12 protein-coding genes and 1 other RNA gene are annotated in these 17,400 nt (G+C 42.9%); 10 read left to right on the top strand and 3 right to left on the bottom strand.

Features of this window, described 5'->3' with window-relative positions:
* The first annotated feature begins 86 nt into the window (after positions 1-86).
* From NIES1031_RS18095 to NIES1031_RS18075, 5 genes are all read left to right on the top strand, one after another.
* Positions 87-551: a pentapeptide repeat-containing protein gene (locus NIES1031_RS18095; protein ID WP_236738894.1), complete on the top strand. Its 465-nt coding sequence runs from the start codon at positions 87-89 to the stop codon at positions 549-551.
* Positions 542-1,675 (top strand): 5-(carboxyamino)imidazole ribonucleotide synthase, encoded by a 1,134-nt coding sequence (locus NIES1031_RS18090; protein WP_073550895.1) that lies wholly within the window; start codon positions 542-544, stop codon positions 1,673-1,675. Before NIES1031_RS18095 ends, NIES1031_RS18090 begins: the two co-directional genes overlap by 10 nt.
* Before the next feature lie 129 nt (positions 1,676-1,804).
* Positions 1,805-1,991, top strand: a non-coding RNA gene (gene ssrS, locus NIES1031_RS18085) — 6S RNA.
* A gap of 196 nt (positions 1,992-2,187) precedes the next feature.
* The gene (locus tag NIES1031_RS18080; protein WP_073550894.1) at positions 2,188-3,447 is read left to right on the top strand and encodes a M16 family metallopeptidase; all 1,260 of its coding nucleotides are present in this window, start codon (positions 2,188-2,190) and stop codon (positions 3,445-3,447) included.
* Positions 3,448-3,645: 198 nt separating this feature from the next.
* Positions 3,646-4,944, top strand: coding sequence for a M16 family metallopeptidase (locus tag NIES1031_RS18075; protein ID WP_073550893.1), 1,299 nt, complete (start codon positions 3,646-3,648; stop codon positions 4,942-4,944).
* 271 nt (positions 4,945-5,215) lie between these two features.
* Here NIES1031_RS18075 and NIES1031_RS18070 read toward each other — a convergent pair whose 3' ends face one another.
* Positions 5,216-6,262, bottom strand: coding sequence for an oxidoreductase (locus tag NIES1031_RS18070; protein ID WP_073550892.1), 1,047 nt, complete (start codon positions 6,260-6,262; stop codon positions 5,216-5,218).
* Between the two features lie 78 nt (positions 6,263-6,340).
* On the bottom strand, positions 6,341-7,945 hold the full coding sequence (locus NIES1031_RS18065) for a sodium:solute symporter (RefSeq protein ID WP_073550891.1): 1,605 nt from the start codon (positions 7,943-7,945) through the stop codon (positions 6,341-6,343).
* A 603-nt stretch (positions 7,946-8,548) separates the two neighbouring features.
* Between NIES1031_RS18065 and NIES1031_RS18060 the strand changes: the two genes are divergently transcribed.
* The 3 genes from NIES1031_RS18060 (at position 8,549) to NIES1031_RS18050 (ending at position 14,437) form a co-directional block, all read left to right on the top strand.
* A complete protein-coding gene (locus NIES1031_RS18060) occupies positions 8,549-10,360 on the top strand; it encodes an iron uptake porin (protein WP_073550890.1) in 1,812 nt (603 codons plus the stop codon).
* A gap of 128 nt (positions 10,361-10,488) precedes the next feature.
* Positions 10,489-10,635, top strand: a complete 147-nt coding sequence (locus tag NIES1031_RS18055) for a ribbon-helix-helix protein, CopG family (protein WP_073550889.1) — start codon at positions 10,489-10,491, stop codon at positions 10,633-10,635.
* Positions 10,636-11,032: 397 nt separating this feature from the next.
* A complete protein-coding gene (locus tag NIES1031_RS18050) occupies positions 11,033-14,437 on the top strand; it encodes an FG-GAP repeat protein (RefSeq protein WP_073550888.1) in 3,405 nt (1,134 codons plus the stop codon).
* 466 nt (positions 14,438-14,903) lie between these two features.
* On the opposite strand, the gene psbD is transcribed toward NIES1031_RS18050, so the two are convergent.
* The gene (gene psbD / locus NIES1031_RS18045) at positions 14,904-15,959 is read right to left on the bottom strand and encodes a photosystem II D2 protein (photosystem q(a) protein) (RefSeq protein WP_073550887.1); all 1,056 of its coding nucleotides are present in this window, start codon (positions 15,957-15,959) and stop codon (positions 14,904-14,906) included.
* Positions 15,960-16,286: 327 nt separating this feature from the next.
* Here psbD and NIES1031_RS18040 point away from each other — a divergent pair, with 327 nt between their 5' ends.
* Positions 16,287-16,553, top strand: a complete 267-nt coding sequence (locus NIES1031_RS18040; protein WP_073550886.1) for a UPF0367 protein family — start codon at positions 16,287-16,289, stop codon at positions 16,551-16,553.
* Positions 16,554-16,573: 20 nt separating this feature from the next.
* Positions 16,574-17,248, top strand: coding sequence for an energy-coupling factor ABC transporter ATP-binding protein (locus tag NIES1031_RS18035; RefSeq protein ID WP_073550885.1), 675 nt, complete (start codon positions 16,574-16,576; stop codon positions 17,246-17,248).
* Positions 17,249-17,400: the final 152 nt, after the last annotated feature.

The following is a 17,400-nucleotide window of genomic DNA, read 5'->3' as shown; positions in this document are numbered from 1 at the left end:
TAAACTGAAACGGCATTTTAGTTACACAATAGATCTTGACACTTTACTCGCTATTTAATATGTTTTGGCGGAAACTAACTTTTCTTTTGTTGATACTCATATTATCCTTCTGGACGTTACCTGCGAAAGCTTTAGACTATCCTCCTCCATTGTCTTTTAGCAATGCTGAATTAAAAGGACGCGATTTTTCAGGACAAATGTTACGCGCTTCCGAGTTTTCTAACGCGAATATGGAACAGGCGAATTTTACCGATGCCGATTTGCGAGGCGCAATCTTTAGCGCTTCGGTGATGAAGAATGCGAAACTACACGGTGCAAACTTAACGAATGCAATGGCAGATCAAGTTAACTTTACTAATGCCGATTTAAGCGCAGCTGTTCTTGCTGAAACAATTTTGTTACGCTCAGTGTTCGATAATACAGATATTACCGCTACTGATTTTAGTGATGCAATTTTAGACGGCGTACAAATCAAAGAATTGTGTCAACGGGCGAGTGGCGTAAATCCTACAACAGGTGTCGATACGCGGGAATCGTTAGGATGCAAGTAAAACGAGTTGGTGTCATTGGTGGCGGACAACTTGCTTGGATGATGGCAACTCCAGCACAAGCACTGGGGGTAGAATTAGTTATCCAAACGCCGAGTTGTGACGATCCCGCAGTAGCGATCGCTGCTGATACAATAATTGCCCCTATTGATGATGCTGATGCTACCCAGGAATTAGCGCGGCGCTGCGATGTCATCACGTTTGAGAATGAATTTGTTGATTTAGCTGCATTATTTCCACTAGCAGAAAGTGGTGTTTGTTTTCGCCCTCGCTTAGAGGCGTTATCTCCTTTACTCGATAAGTATCATCAACGCTGTCATCTAGAAAAATTGGGTTTACCGCAACCGAAATTTGTTTTACCCTCATCCCACAATCAGTTAGAGTGTCCCGTTGTTTTGAAGACTCGACGTCATGGTTATGACGGTCAAGGTACATTTATCATTAAAGATGTAGAAACTCTACAGCATAAATTAGATACTTCGCACAAGCCTTCAGAAGTTCTTCTAGAAGAGTTTATACCTTTTGAGCGCGAACTTGCGGTGATTGTGGCGCGAGCCGTCAACGGTGATGTTGTAACATTCCCCGTTGTGGAAACTCAGCAAGAAAATCAAGTTTGTCGGCGGGTTATTGCACCAGCAGCGATCAGTTCAACTGTAGCTCAAGAAATTGAAGCGATCGCCCAGACGTTGATCAACAGTTTACAAGCAGTTGGTGTATTTGGTATCGAGCTATTCTTGACAGGAGAGCAAAAAGTCTTAGTGAATGAAATAGCCCCGCGTACGCACAACTCTGGACACTTTACAATTGATGCGTGTGCAACTTCGCAGTTTGAACAACATTTACGCGCTGTGTGTGACTTACCTTTAAGAAGCTCTGCGTTGACGTGTAGCAGCGCGGTGATGATTAATCTATTAGGTTATGAATATGCACAAAACGACTATCTTGACAAGCGCTCGCAAATCAGTCAGATTCCTGACGCGCACGTTCATTGGTACGGTAAGAATGAATCGCGCCCAGGACGCAAGCTCGGTCATGTTACAGTTTTATTAAATGAACATAGTCCCGAAGTTGCGCAGGCGATCGCCCAAAAAATCGAATCACTTTGGTATCCTAAGTCAAATAAGTAAATACTCTTGTTTAGAGGCTTATTGCCGCAAATCGCTGTACTTTCAGCCTTTTATCGTTTGTTAACGCCGCCAGTAAAAAAATAGAATCAGTTGACGACATCAGACAAATTAATCGCTATAATGAATAAAGTTCCACTGCGGCGTTGGTGACTGCCAATAATGTTTTTGGATCTATGCTTTGTTGAATTAGGGAACCACTGTGTTCTAGCGGCAGTAGACCGAGCTTTGCTACTCGGAAACTTTAAGTTAGAGAAGAGGTACCCACCTGGATTTATCCAGGTCTAAAACTGAGGTAAAACGGCACTGCGGTGAACTCAAGCATCGTAAAGCTCTCTTGGTTCCAACTGAGAGAGTTTTAACTATTGGTAATTGAGATTCTTTCCAATGACAAATTACCAGTTACCTATTACCGATCAACTATTTCTATCTGCTGTATCAATTGCTGCGAAATTGTTATCTAGGATACGTTAGGATAGTTGAATTCTGATTCAAGTTGCGCTACTTTGTCTTCATTGCTGACTACCCCAGTATTTCCAGCGGCTGTTTCTCAGCTAGACAACGGTTTAACAATTATTCATCAACATATCCCTGCTACCCCTGTTGTTGTGGTAGACGTATGGGTACGCGCTGGTGCGATGTGCGAACCAGAACCTTGGTATGGGATGGCGCACTTTCTCGAACACATGATTTTTAAGGGCACTTCCGCAATACCTCCTGGCGTATTTGACTACGTTATTGAAAACCTGGGAGGAACGACCAATGCTGCTACGAGCCATGATTATGCTCATTTTTTCCTGACAACTGCTGCACCCTACCTAGAGGATACACTACCATACTTAGCAGAGTTACTCCTCAACGCGGCGATTCCTGAGGAAGAGTTTGTTCTAGAACGCGATGTTGTTCGTGAGGAAATTCGTTGCGCGTACGACGACCCCGATTGGATAGGCTTTCAAGCTTTGGGCGAGAGTATTTACCAACAGCATCCTTACGGACGTTCGGTACTCGGTAGCGAGACTGACTTGATGCAGTACTCGCCTGAAGCAATGCGTTGTTTTCATCACGCGCACTATCAACCAGAAAACATGACTGTAGTCGTTGTAGGGGGTATTGCTCAAGAACCAGCAATTGAGATTGTCCGTCAGGCTTTTCAGGAGTTTGCGCCGCGCAGCAAGTGTCCGCACACAGAAATTGCGCTCACCGAACCATTACTTGCAGGAGTTCGCCGTCAAGAAATCTATTTACCCAGACTAGAGCAAGCACGATTGTTAATGGCTTGGACAGGTCCAGGAGTCGATCAACTCTGTCATGCGTATGGTTTAGATTTGCTTTCGGTGTTACTCTCTGAAGGTCGTTCATCACGATTAGTCCGCGAGTTACGCGAAGAACAGCAATTAGTGCAAGGAATCGCGAGCAATTTTTCGCTTCAGCGCGATTCTAGCTTATTTACAATTACGGCTTGGTTAGACCCAGAAAACTTGGAACGTGTAGAATCATTGATTCGCGCGCACTTAGAGGATTTACAAACAACCCTCATGACGCCAGCGGAACTGGCGCGGTGTAAACGCGTGTTGTGTAATGATTACACGTTCTCAACCGAAACGCCGAGCCAACTAGCAGGGCTTTATGGTTACTACAATACGATCGCGCAAGCCGAATTAGCAGTCATTTATCCCGAACAAATTCAGTCTTTTCAAGCAGAAGATCTTCAGTTATTAACAAAACAATATCTTTCACCATATTCTTATGCAGTTACAGTGCTCAAACCTTGCTAGCCTAGAGTGAGAGGTCAGAGATCAGAGGTCAGGGTTCAAGAAGCAGGAAAGCTTCAGGTGCAGAGGAAAAATAATACTTATGAACTTCTCTTTTACTAATTACTCTTTTGCTCTATATTACTCAAAACTCACGCATTTCACTAACCAAAGCGCCACCAATCACTATTCCCTCGCCCCTCATATTGCACGCACAGACAGATGAAAACGGACAACGGACAATACATCGCGATCGCATCACCACCGAATAAACAGATTACCCGCACGGTTTTAAGTAATGGCATTGTCGTACTTGTAACCGAAAATCCAGTAGCCGATATCGTTGCTGCTAGAATATTTGTGAAGGCTGGAAGTTGTTGCGAAGCTGCACACCAATCGGGTTTAGTTCATTTACTTGCGTCGGTACTGACAAAAGGAACGCAACAACTTTCTTCGTTAGAGATTGCAGAGCAAGTGGAATCGGTCGGGGCGAGTTTGGGTACGGATGCTGCTGCGGATTATTTTTTACTGAGTTTGAAGACGGTTAGCTCAGATTTTTTGGAGGTTTTGGCACTCGCCGCTGCATTATTGCGATCGCCTTCGTTTCCTGAATTAGAAGTCGAGTTAGAACGACGCTGGTTGATGCAAAACATTCGTTCGCAGCAAGAACAGCCGTTTACCATTGCATTTGACCAATTACGGCAAGCAATGTATCAAAATCATCCGTATGCGTCATCAGCGTTAGGAACTGAAGCAACTGTAGCAAATCTCCGTCGTGATGATTTAATCGAATACCATCAAACGTATTTTCGTCCTGATAATCTAGTTATCAGTATTACAGGTCGCATTGCTGCAACTGAAGCTGTCGCTGCAATTGAAAAAGTTTTTGGCGATTGGCAAAATCCCGCAACTCCATTACCCGTGTTGCAATTACCTGACATCGAGTCACAACCGTATCAAATCAACAAAACTCAACCCACGCAACAATCAATTGTGATGTTAGGGTACCTTGCGCCGTCGGTACAGCAAAGTGATTATGTGGCGTTGAAATTACTATCTACATATTTAGGTAATGGACTTTCGAGCCGTCTATTTGTAGAATTACGCGAAAAGCGGGGACTCGCTTACGATGTTTCCGCATTTTATCCCACTCGCCAAGGTATTGCGCCATTTGTGGTGTATATCGGAACCGCTCCCGAAAATACAGCGATCGCCCTCGCAGGATTGAAAACCGAAGTCGAACTTCTCTGCACGCAACCGCTAGAAGAATATGCACTGCAAACCGCTAAAAATAAAGTACTTGGGCAGTATGCTTTGGGTAAACAAACCAATGCTCAAATTGCGCAAGCCTACGGCTGGTACGAAGCTTTAGGATTAGGAATCGAATTTGATACGCGCTTTCAGCAACAAATTGCGGCGGTTACTGCGAAACAGTTACAACAAGCTGCGTGTCGTTATTTTCTGGCTCCTTATATCTCGATCGTCGGTCCAGAGGATGCATTTTCCATCAGTCAAGGTTGATTACGGTTAATGTTTAATATAGCAGAGGTCAGGGGTGAAAATTAATGAGGGTAATGGCTATTCGTACCTCCAATGTCCTAACGATCCCTTCGACTGCTATAGGTTGAATTTAAGTAGGTGGACATAAGTTTTTGGGTAATAGAAAAGCTTTTAGCTTTTGGTAGTTAGCATTTAGCAATCAAACAACCGCTAATCACTAATAGCTAATAGCTATTTAGTTGCCAGTTACCAATGACCAACTTTTTAGTGACATTGACTTTCACCTACTTATTTAGCAAAAATCTAGCGTGCGTTTTTGTACTTGACTTTCCATCGCTAGCTCAATAATCCGAATTGTATTTTTTGCTTGTTCTGGTTTGACAATCAGTTCTTCATTTTGAGTAATAACATTGTAGATATTTTGGTAATACGCCGGATAATAACCTGCAAGCGTTTCGATTTTTCCGTAGAAATGTAATCTGTTAATATCTGTATTCAGCACACCCCAACGTTTTTGTGGTTCTTTACCCCAATCGCTACCTTTAGGAAGTCGCCCTTGTTTTAGTGCCTCTTCTTGAGGGTCCATGCCATATTTAATGAAAGAACCGGCTGTACCATGCAATAAGAAATGTGGTCCTAATTCCCTGACTAATTGACCAGCTTTTGCAGTAACTTTTAGTTCTCCATAATTTAAAATCAACTCAAACGCGTCTGCGGTTTTAGCTTGTGGTCGTTGCTTTCTAATATCAGCATTCACCGTATCTGGTAAACCAAAAAGACAAATTGCTTGGTCGATTAAATGCGAACCAAGATCGTACAAAATTCCTGAACCTGGCTCATCGTATTCGCGCCAGTTTGTTTTGATCTGGTTACGGAAGCGGTCAAAATGAACTTCGTATTCGACTAATTTGCCTAATACACCATTTTCAATAATTTGTTTAACAGTGAGAAAATCGCCATCCCAGCGGCGATTGTGATGGACACTAAGCAATTTATGACGCTGTTGTGCTAGCGCAATTAACTCAGTTGCTTGTTGTGATGTTGGTGTAAAAGGCTTTTCGACAACAACGTGTTTATCTGCTAGAAGTGCTTTTTGGACCAACTCGAAGTGCGAAGTATTCGGTGTAGCGACAACGACAAGATCTATATCAGAATCTTTTAGGAGTTCCTCAGCACTACTTACCGTTTCTACCCCAGGATAGCGCGCTTGACATTTAGTACCGTGACGTTCTACAACCTTGATTAACTTGAGTTCGGGGATAACTGCGATCGCTGGTGCATGAAATACTTCCCCAGCCATTCCATATCCAATGAGTCCGACACGTACTATTTGGTTCATGCTTCCTGTGTTGGTGTGATTGCTTAAAGAACATAGCGCGGGAAAGAGAAAGTCTCTTTCCCAAAAATACATTTGTGCTTACAATACAGCAGGACTAAAGATGACCCAAAATACAAGGACAATCGCTACTAAACTCGCACTATAAATCACGTTTTGTCGATGTACTTTCGCGGAACCTAGCGCTTTATCGATTCTTTGTTCTGGTGTCAAGAACATACTGAGATGCTTCTGGCTTGGTGCGGCGCTTGTCAAACTCACGAGTACCAGAATGAACACAGAAATGACAAACAGTAAAATTGCAAAGTGTAAAAAGTTGATAGTTGCATAAGCAACTAATGGTCGCCAAGTAATCCAACCCGCACGCGTTCCAAGTTCCGCAACGAAGCGAATTGCACCGAGAATAAACCCTGCAATTAATGCATTGATCGCACCTCTACCATTCGCCCGTTTCCACAAAATTCCGACTAAGAAAACTGCGGCGATCGGCGGTGAAATATAAGCTTGTACCGACTGGAGATAGACATACAATTGATCGCTCATCAAGCCAATGAACGGAAGCCAAAGTAAACCGGAAATGACGAGTACAATCGTTGATAGCTGTCCGGCTCTCACAAGTTCTCTTTCACTCGCATCAGGACGCCATCGCTTGTAAAAGTCCATCACGACTAACGTCGAACTACTATTAAACACGCTGGAGAGCGAACTCATCAAAGCTGCAAGTAAGCCCGCTACAACTAAACCTTTAATGCCAGACGGTAGCAGTTCATTCACCATCGTCGCGTACATTTGGTTAGGTGCAACATCAGGAAAGAGTTCTCGACCGGCAATTCCAGGCAGTACAAGGATAAAGACTGGCAATAATTTCAAAAATCCCGCAAAGATTGTCGATCGCCGTGCATTTTCAATATCCGGTGCTGCAAGCGTTCGTTGTACAATCATTTGGTCTGTACACCAGTACCATAGTCCGAGAATTGGTGCTCCGAATAAAATACCAGTCCAAGGAAATTCAGGGTGATTGACGGCTTTCCACAGATTAAAGAATTCGGGTTCGGCACGCTCGATAAAAGAACCAAAACCACCGACATCGGTAATTGCGATCGCTGTCAGGAAAATTCCGCCTCCAATCAAGATAAATGCTTGCAAAAAGTCTGTATAAATGACTGCACGCAACCCACCAAAGACTGTGTACACTCCTGTTGCGATAATTAAAATGATCGCACCCAGCCAGATATTCCATCCAAGAATTGTTTGCAGTACGAGCGCACCCGCATAGACTGCTACACTGATTTTCGTGAAAATGTACGCAATTAACGAAACGGTAGATAAATACGTACGACACTGCGAGTTAAAACGCTTTTCTAGAAATTCTGGCATTGTAAACACGCCAGTGCGCAAATAAAACGGGACAAAAAGCCACCCCAACAAAAGCAGCATAAAGCAAGCAATCCATTCAAATTGCCCTACTGCTAAACCGGAACTCGCTCCTGTACCTGCTAGCCCAATAAAGTGTTCTGCCGAAATATTGCTAGCAAACAAACTAGCACCAATCGCCATCCAACCAATTCCACCACCGCCGAGAAAGTATGATTTGCTACTTTCTAAACTTGTTCGACTCGACCAGTATCCAATTGCACCTACTGCAACAAAGTAAGCGACCAAAAAAAAGATATCTAACCCACTCACAACAACCCTCCTCAAGCTTCAGTAAAAATACTGAAGTTAATGCATCAACATTTAATAAGCGACAATCCAAATTAAAACTTCACACGATGAAATGTGTAGTTTCATTCATCCCTGTTGCTAACTAAGCAGGGAAAATATACTTATTTAGACTAAGTAACCTTGGAAAATAAGAACTTAAAACTTTATCTAGTTCTCTATTTCAACTATAAAGATGATAGGACAGCTTAGTCGTTATTCTCACTATACAATTAATCACACTATAAAGACATAGTTGCTCTCAATCTTAAGATAGATGTTGATTGCTCTAATATTAATTATTTTAATGATTCCAGCTACGTCCTGATTGTCAACGTTATTTTACCTCAAAAAATATAAAACTGTTAACCTTCAACTCGCTTGCCAAATGTTTGATTTTTGTAAAGTGTTGATAATATAAACAGACTAATATTTATAGAATTATGGAAGTGATTAAACAACTAGTATTCCTGTAAAGCTAGAACATATATGGCTTAACAGGTTGTTTTGTGTATGCAATGTCTACTAAAGGTGTTGCTCTGTTTTTGCTGACACGCAGCTTAATTAAACAGAGTAAATTGAGGAGAAATGAAAAAAAAACAACATTACGTTTTAGCCCCGCTTGCAAGCGTTATAGCTGCAAATTTAATTGCAACAATTCCCACATCTGCGCAAGTTATTCAAGAGAACATTGAAAGCTCTGCTGAACCAAATATTGCAGAAGAACAGCCGAGTATTTTAACTCAATCTCAACAAAGCTTAGTCGTTGATTCGATCGTTCAGCTAGAAGAATCGACATTTATAGCAGATAATTTTCCCTTAGATAATAATAGTACATCTACTATAAATTCATTGCAAACCAATACGTTACCAGTTGATATACTGACAGCAAATAATCAACAGCCAATGGGGCAAGTAACTTCAGTATCGCAACTGTCAGATGTCCAACCTACTGATTGGGCATTTCAAGCGTTACAGTCATTAGTTGAACGCTACGGTTGTATTGCTGGCTACCCTGATAGTACTTATCGAGGTAATCGTGCATTAACGCGATATGAATTTGCAGCTGGTCTAAACGCTTGTTTAGATCGAGTGAATGAGTTAATTACGACAGCAACCGCAAATCAAGTTACCCGCGAAGATTTAGATGTCTTGCGACGATTACAAGAGGAATTTACTGGAGAACTAGCAACAATACGCGGTCGTGTTGATACATTAGAAGCCCAAGTTGCTGAACTTGAAGCAAATCAATTTTCGACAATAACGCGGCTCAATGGAGAGATTGTTATTGCTGCAACAAGTGTTTTAGCAGGAGATAACGCCGCCGGAGAACCGATTGACCGCATTCCTACACTAGGTCAAAGAACACAACTGAACTTTAATACCAGTTTTACTGGTGCAGACTTGCTAACAACACGTATTCAAGGAAATAACATTACACCGCTTGGCGGGACAAATAGTGGTCCTCTACTAACAAACGAAGGTCGAGTAGAATTTGATGGCGATAGCGGAAATGACATTGGACTTTCATTGCTGCGATACCGTTTTCCAATCACTTCTAGAACAAATGTTTACCTTGCAGCGGTAGGTAATGGTTTTGTTGATTTAGATGCGTCTTCTCAGCTTAACCCTTATTTCGATGGTGGGGCTGTTTCGCTATTTGCGCTACGCAATCCAATTTATAACTACAGCGGTGGTACTGGATTAGGTGTAAGACACCTCTTTAGCGACAACTTGGAATTAAATTTGGGTTATCTTGTTCCTAGCATTAATGCAGCAAGACCTAATGAAAAAAATGGTTTATTCGATGGTAACTACGGTGCTTTAGCGCAAGTTATCTTCAGTCCTAGCGAAAATGCCAGAATTGGATTGACGTACATTAATAGCTACAGTCGTTCGTTCTTCTTTGGCGAAGGCTTAGACCCCCAACTCAATCCAGACTTTATTCCCTTTGGAACAAGTACTGGTAGTAACCTGGCGAATGACACATTTGGTAGACCTGTTTCGGTTAATGCTTATGGAGTATCAGGAACACTCGGACTTGGCATTAATTTTGCGGTTAGTGGTTGGGTAGGATATGCGAACCAGCGCTATATTGGTAGGGGTGATGCAACTGTCTGGAACTGGGGAGTAGGTCTTGCTTTCCCTAACTTAGGTAGGGAAGGAAACTTGGGTGGTATTTTCGTAGGTATGGAACCCAAAGTTACAGAAATTTCTAGCACTCTCAATGGTGGACAGGCTGATCCAGATACTTCACTTCACCTCGAAGCATTTTATAGATATCAGTTAACCGACAATATCCAAATCACTCCTGGTGTGATCTGGCTAACAGCACCAAATCACAATGCGAATAATGATGATGTTGTCATTGGCGTTTTGCGAACAGTATTCCGCTACTAAGTTTGCTTAATTAGTGCGCCTTAGCTACTCATTATATGTAGAAAGTAGGCGCAATTCACATAGGGCAAAGATTGCAGCTTTATTGACTATGCCATAATGATACCATATTGGTACAGTGGAGCATAGCTATGAAGGAGAAAAAGCATAGTCTAACCCTTAGGCTTGATGATGTGGAGAAAGAAAAGCTAGAAAAGTTAGCAGAAGCTTCCGGTTTAAGTTTAGCGGCAACAATGCGGCAACTCATTAGAAACGCTAAAGTCAAAAATAATGCTTAGCACAATGCCTACAACTTGGCTGTAGTTATTAATTAGTCAAGCTGGAGTTCCTTTAATTTGAGGAACTCCTCTTTTTCAAAATCAAATACTATTGTGACTAAAAACAACTATTAATTGCGATCGCGATCGCTGCCTATCATCTTACGAATTTCTCAGCTTAAAACTTTACCAAAGCTTTATTTTATTGGACTTATTTTACTTTAGCTTTACTAAAACTTTATATTTTCTATAGCTCGATGACTTATGCTACCTACAAGAAGAAAATACACTTCTCTTCTTGATAAATTATCAAACTATGAACAGTTAAGTTGCATGCTTCCTGTTAGGAAAACAACTTAATTATTCTGTCCAGTGCCTGAAATTTTCAAGTTATTTAAGAAAGGCAAAAGGCATCACTATGGCAATCATCCGAGGCACCCCAGGCGACGATACGTTAGTAGGAACAAGATTTGCTGATACGATTTTTGGCTTAGCAGGCAACGATCTGCTGCTAGGGTTAGCAGGCAATGACACGCTTTACGGCGGTAGAGGCAACGATACACTTAACGGTGGAGCAGGAATTGACTCACTCATTGGTGGAGTAGGAAACGATGTTTATATCATCAATAATGTAGGCGATATCGTTGTGGAAGCTGCCAACGCAGGTATAGATACTGTACGCTCTTCCGTCAGCTACACACTGCCAAATAATGTTGAAAATCTCATTCTCACGGGAAATCGCAACATCAACGGCACAGGAAATGCACTTGCTAACCGGATTGTTGGTAATAGTGGTAACAATATTATTTCTGGCTTAGCGGGTAACGATACTCTGTTTGGCGGTGCTGGTAATGATACTCTCATCGGTGGAACTGGCAATGACATCCTCTACGGTGGCGATGGTAACGATGTCCTTTATGGCGATCAAATCGGCTATGCCGGAGGAAATAATACTCTCTTTGGCGGTGCTGGTAATGATACACTCTACGGCGGCAATTTCAACGATCTTCTTGATGGTGGAGTAGGAAACGATCGCCTCTTCGGTAACGAGGGTAACGATACTCTCTATGGCGGCGCGGGTAACGATAGTCTCGATGGTGGCGGCGGTAGCGACATCCTTTACGGTGGTGATGGTGACGATACTCTAATTCCTAGTGACGTTAATATTCGCCGGAGTTTCTTTTTATACGACTTTCTCTTCTTTTATGGAGATGGCAGCCCAGATCTCTTAGTTGGTGGCGATGGCAACGATACATACATCATAGTTGAATCAGGCGATCGCATCATTGAAGCTCCCAATGCGGGTATAGATACAGTTATTGCCTACAATAGCTATTCTTTGGGAGATAACATAGAAAACCTGACACTTGCTGAACAAGAAGTTGACGAAGGCAGGATTTTTAGTTCTGGCATTAGTGGCACGGGCAATAGTTTAGACAACATCATTATTGGCAACTCATCGAATAATACTCTACGAGGACAAGCTGGTAACGACTTGCTTGATGGTGGTGCAGGTGATGATATCCTTGCCGGTACAAATCGCGGCATCGGTGAAATAGACACACTGACTGGTGGAAGTGGCAGCGACCTCTTTATTTTAGGCAGTGCCACAACTGTCTTTTACAACGATGGCAACCCGACAACTCCTGGTTTTGGCGATTATGCCTTAATTACAGACTTTAACCCTGATGAAGATACTATTCGACTCAACGGCACACGTTCAGATTACTACTTAGCTGCTTCCCCCGAAAGCTTACCAACAGGCACAGCACTTTACTATAGGCAACAAGGTGCAACAGATGAACTAATTGCTATTATCCAAAGCACTACAGCACTTGATATTAATGAAGCTTACTTCAGCTTCAATAACAATGGCGCTAACCTATCTCTGTTTGAACTCGACGGCAGTAATGGCTTTACTTTGCAAGGTGACTTTCGGTTTCCCGCAGGTAACTCAGTAAGTAGTGCAGGAGATATTAACGGTGACGGGTTTGATGATCTCATTATTGGTGGAAATGGCAATATAGTTCGTAGGGGATTGTCACGTAGTTATGTAGTTTTTGGTCAAGCTTCTGAGTTTGATGCCAATGTCCAATTAGCAACTCTTGATGGTAGCAACGGCTTTGTCATTGAAGGAATTGATAACTACGATATTTCTACTATTTCAGTTAGTAGTGCTGGTGATATCAATGGTGATGGTTTTGCTGATGTTCTGATTGGCACGAGTGGTTCCTCTCGTGACCGCGTTGATGATTATGGTAATCGCATATATGACTCAGGAACACAAGTATATGTAGTGTTTGGCAAAGCAACAGGATTCGATGCTCGTCTTGATTTAGCAACGCTCGATGGTAGTAATGGCTTTGCGATCGAGGGGAATAATGTCGATCTCTTCTACTCCGTTTCCTTTCCACTTTCGGTAAGTAATGCGGGAGATATTAACGGTGATGGCTTTGATGACATCATTATTGGCACTTCTGATGTTAATCTTTATGGTCAATTATTCGCAGCAGAAAGCTATGTGATATTTGGCAAAGAGACAGGATTTGATGCTCGTCTTGATTTGGAAACACTTGATGGTAGTAATGGTTTTGTCCTGCAGGGAATTGATTTGAGTGGTTACTCTGCTGCTATTTCAGTAAGCAATACCGGAGATGTCAACGGTGACGGGCTTGATGACATCATTATCGGTGCTTCTGGTAGTCAAGAAAGCTATGTAGTGTTTGGCAAAACCACAGGATTTGATGCCCGCGTTGATGTCGCAACTCTCGATGGCAGCAATGGCTTTGTCATTGATGGAATTAATATTAGTAACGACTCTACTGCTATTTCAGTAAGCAATGCCGGAGATGTCAACGGTGACGGGCTTGATGACATTATTGTTAACGCACCTGGTGCCCAAGAAAGCTATGTGGTGTTTGGCAAAACCACAGGATTCGATGCCCGTGTTGATGTCGCAACTCTCGATGGCAGCAATGGCTTTGTGATTGAGGGCAACAACTTTGCCGTAAGTAATGCCGGAGATGTCAACAGTGATGGTTTTGATGACTTGATTATCAGTGGAGCTTTTCCTAGCCGAGAAACCTATGTATTATTTGGTAATTCAAGCTTCGATGCTCGTTTTGATTTGACAACAATTGATGGCAGCAATGGCTTTATTATTAACAGCAACAATCTTGCAGTAAGTAACGCAGGAGATATCAACGGTGATGGCTATGATGACATTATTCTAGGCGCTCCTGGTGCTAGTCCTAATGGTCGTGTTGGTGCAGGAGAAAGCTACGTCATTTATGGACAAGACTTCACAGGACAAGTGACACGTCAAGGAACAGCAGGTAATGACTTACTCATTGGCACTGAGACAGATGACATTCTCATTGGTGGACTTGGCAATGATACTTTGCGTGGTGGCGGTGGTAGTAACGTTCTCTACGGTGGTGCTGGTGATGATGTCCTGATCTATAGCCCTCAAAATCGCCGCATGGATGGCGGTAGTGGTACAGATACTTTGGCTATCGGTGGTAGTGGCGTCACGCTTGATTTAACCGCAATTCCCAATAACCGCATTCGCAGTATTGAGATTATTGACTTGACGGGTTCAGGCGACAATACTTTGCAACTAACGCGCTTAGATTTACTCAATTTATCTGATTCAACTAATCAATTGATTGTCAATGGTAATGCTGGTGACTCGCTCATCTCGACTGGGCAAGGATGGCTGTTTGAGGGGACAACACTGGATGATGGCAACCAATACCATCGTTACACTTCTGGTACTGCAACTTTATTAGTTGCTCCAGATATCACCCGTAATCTCAGTTGAATTTAGAACACTCACAAAGGTAATTGATAGTGAAAATCTTTTTGCTTATCGATTACCAAATACCCCAAAAAAACTATCCGCTCTCACAGGAGATCAAGGAGATCTAAGTGAGAGCGGTCTAGTTGGGTCTTCAGATTGGAACCAGACTGCCGGAAGGAACTCCGAAAATCAGCCTAGCTAATTGAGTTGTTTTAGTCTATCAATAAGACTAAAGCTAACTTTTAGAGAACAGCCCCGGCACACAGCCGGCTTGCTCCAACCTGATGACCCACGCGTTTACTACTTTCTATCATGGGCATCACCTCCTTGTTGCCTAACCGGACTAAATCTCTAAAGGGCAGAGTATTTAGCTCTGGGTTTGTTCAACCTTATTCAAGATAACACATGATTTTCTCAATTTTGACTACAAATAGAAAAATCCCTACCTTTTCAGGCAGGGACTTCTAGACTATTGTTTCAAGCCGCCTTACAAAGCATTACCACGAGGCAATACTTCTTCAGGGAATTGGAAATGCTCGTGAGGCTGGTCTTGGGGAGCCATCCAAGCCCGAATACCTTCATTGAGCAGAATGTTTTTGGTGTAGAATGTCTCGAATTCGGGGTCTTCTGCCGCACGCAACTCTTGCGAGACGAAATCATACGCCCGCAAGTTAAGTGCTAAACCGACAACTCCTACCGCACTCATCCACAAGCCAGTGACCGGCACAAACAACATGAAAAAGTGCAACCAACGCTTGTTGGAAAACGCAATCCCGAAAATTTGCGACCAGAAGCGGTTCGCGGTCACCATGCTGTAGGTTTCTTCCGCTTGTGTTGGGTTGAACGCACGGAACGTGTTGGCTTTGTCACCGTCTTCAAATAGTGTGTTCTCTACGGTTGCACCGTGAATCGCACACAACAACGCCCCACCTAACACGCCGGCTACTCCCATCATGTGGAAGGGGTTGAGTGTCCAGTTGTGGAATCCTTGGAAAAATAGCAAGAAGCGGAAAATCGCTGCTACGCCAAAGCTGGGAGCAAAAAACCATCCTGATTGTCCCAAGGGGTACATCAAGAACACGCTGACGAATACCGCAATCGGTGCACTGAATGCCAACGCGTTGTAGGGCCGGACTCCCACTAGGCGGGCAATCTCAAATTGCCGGAGCATGAAGCCAATCAGGGCAAATGCTCCGTGTAGTGCTACGAATGTCCACAATCCGCCCATCTGACACCAACGTGTGAAGTCCCACTGCGCTTCTGGCCCCCACAAGAACAGCAATGAGTGTCCCATGCTGTTTGCTGGTGTTGATACTGCTACTGTTAAGAAGTTGCATCCTTCTAAATATGACGATGCAATTCCGTGCGTGTACCACGATGTCACGAATGTTGTTCCGGTTAGCCATCCCCCTAACGCCATGTACGCGCAGGGAAATAGTAACAGTCCTGACCACCCGATGAATACGAATCTATCTCGTTTTAGCCAGTCATCAACGACGTCAAACCATCCTCGACTCGCTGGCTGTCCTACTGCTATTGTCATAGCAAAAACTCCAGATATTATAATTTCGTGTTAGAATCGTCCACCTTTATTTGGTAATTTTACAACTACCGAAAGCAGGATACGAGTTGATTTGTCAACTTACTTTACGATTCTTTACCTATTCTAATCATATTTGTACTACTAAACCTCGTTTTATGACAATATCCTTGCCAGAATTTAATCTTTGGTTAAACTAAGTGAAGCAACTCATAACTAAAGAAATTTAGCAACTATCGCTTGATATAAACCAAAATTTTCGTGTTGATACTCGCGTGCTAGCTAAAATGAAAATGAGATTTATAGCTAATAAGTACATAAACAGTTACAATGTTTAACATTGATTTAACGCTCAAAAACACACCCTTTCCCGTCTCGGTGCAACGCAAGGTTACAGAAGATGCAGAAGCTGTTTATCAGCAACTGTTACAAGCTATGCGCTCTGGTAGCACTGAAGTTATAGAATTAACCTGTGAGGGTCAGACAGAAAAAAAAGTCGCTGTACGCGCGAGTGACATTTCTAGCATTCAGATGTCTCAAAAAACAGGTGCTGCGGCTAGTGGTAGACCTCCTGGCTTCTTTGCATTAGCAGAATAAACTTAACAGTTGGTGGTTATATGGCTGAATTTGCCATTCAGGTGCGCGATTTATACTTTAGTTGGTCTAACGGCGCAGATGTCTTAAAATCATGCACCTTAGAAGTTCCGCAGGGCGAGTTTTGGATGCTGCTAGGAACTAATGGTAGTGGAAAATCAACGCTTCTAAAACTTTTAGCAGGTCTATTAACTCCTACGTCGGGCGATCGCCAAGTTTTAGCGCCTGTGGGTTTTGTATTCCAAAATCCTGACCACCAACTTGTCATGCCAACTGTTGGCGCTGATGTCGCTTTTGGGTTGGTAGAAGAAAAACTATCTCCAACTCAAGTCCGTCATCGAGTCGCTGAAGCGCTAGCAGCAGTCAATCTCCTAGAGTTACAGCGCAGACCCATCTATGCATTAAGTGGGGGTCAAAAACAAAGAGTGGCGATCGCCGGTGCGATCGCACGGCAAAGCGAAGTGCTACTATTAGATGAACCAACAGCACTCCTCGATCCAGATAGCCAACTCGACTTAGTTGCACAAGTAAGACGGTTAGTTAAAAGCCGCAATTTAACAGCTTTGTGGGTAACGCATCGCTTAGATGAACTCGATTATTGCGATGGGGCGTTTCTGCTAGAAAAGGGCTGCGTAGTAGATCGTGGCGATCCGCAGCGGCTGAAACAGCGTTTGATGCAAGTAGAATTAGCATCCTAATCAATGCATTTCTATCTGAAAATGTGACCAACACAGCCAAAGCTTGAGCTTCTGTTTGTGGTCATGATCAAAATAGTTAGAGAATTATAGAGGCTCTGAACTATTCCATTGCGCACTAGCTAAACGTTACCTAGCAGCGCCTGTTTTAACCA

It is taken from the genome of Chroogloeocystis siderophila 5.2 s.c.1 (genome assembly GCF_001904655.1).
In the GTDB taxonomy this organism is placed as follows: Bacteria; Cyanobacteriota; Cyanobacteriia; order Cyanobacteriales; family Chroococcidiopsidaceae; genus Chroogloeocystis; species Chroogloeocystis siderophila.
The sequence above is the reverse complement of the archived record's forward strand: the minus strand, read 5'-3'. Positions and strand labels throughout refer to the sequence as shown.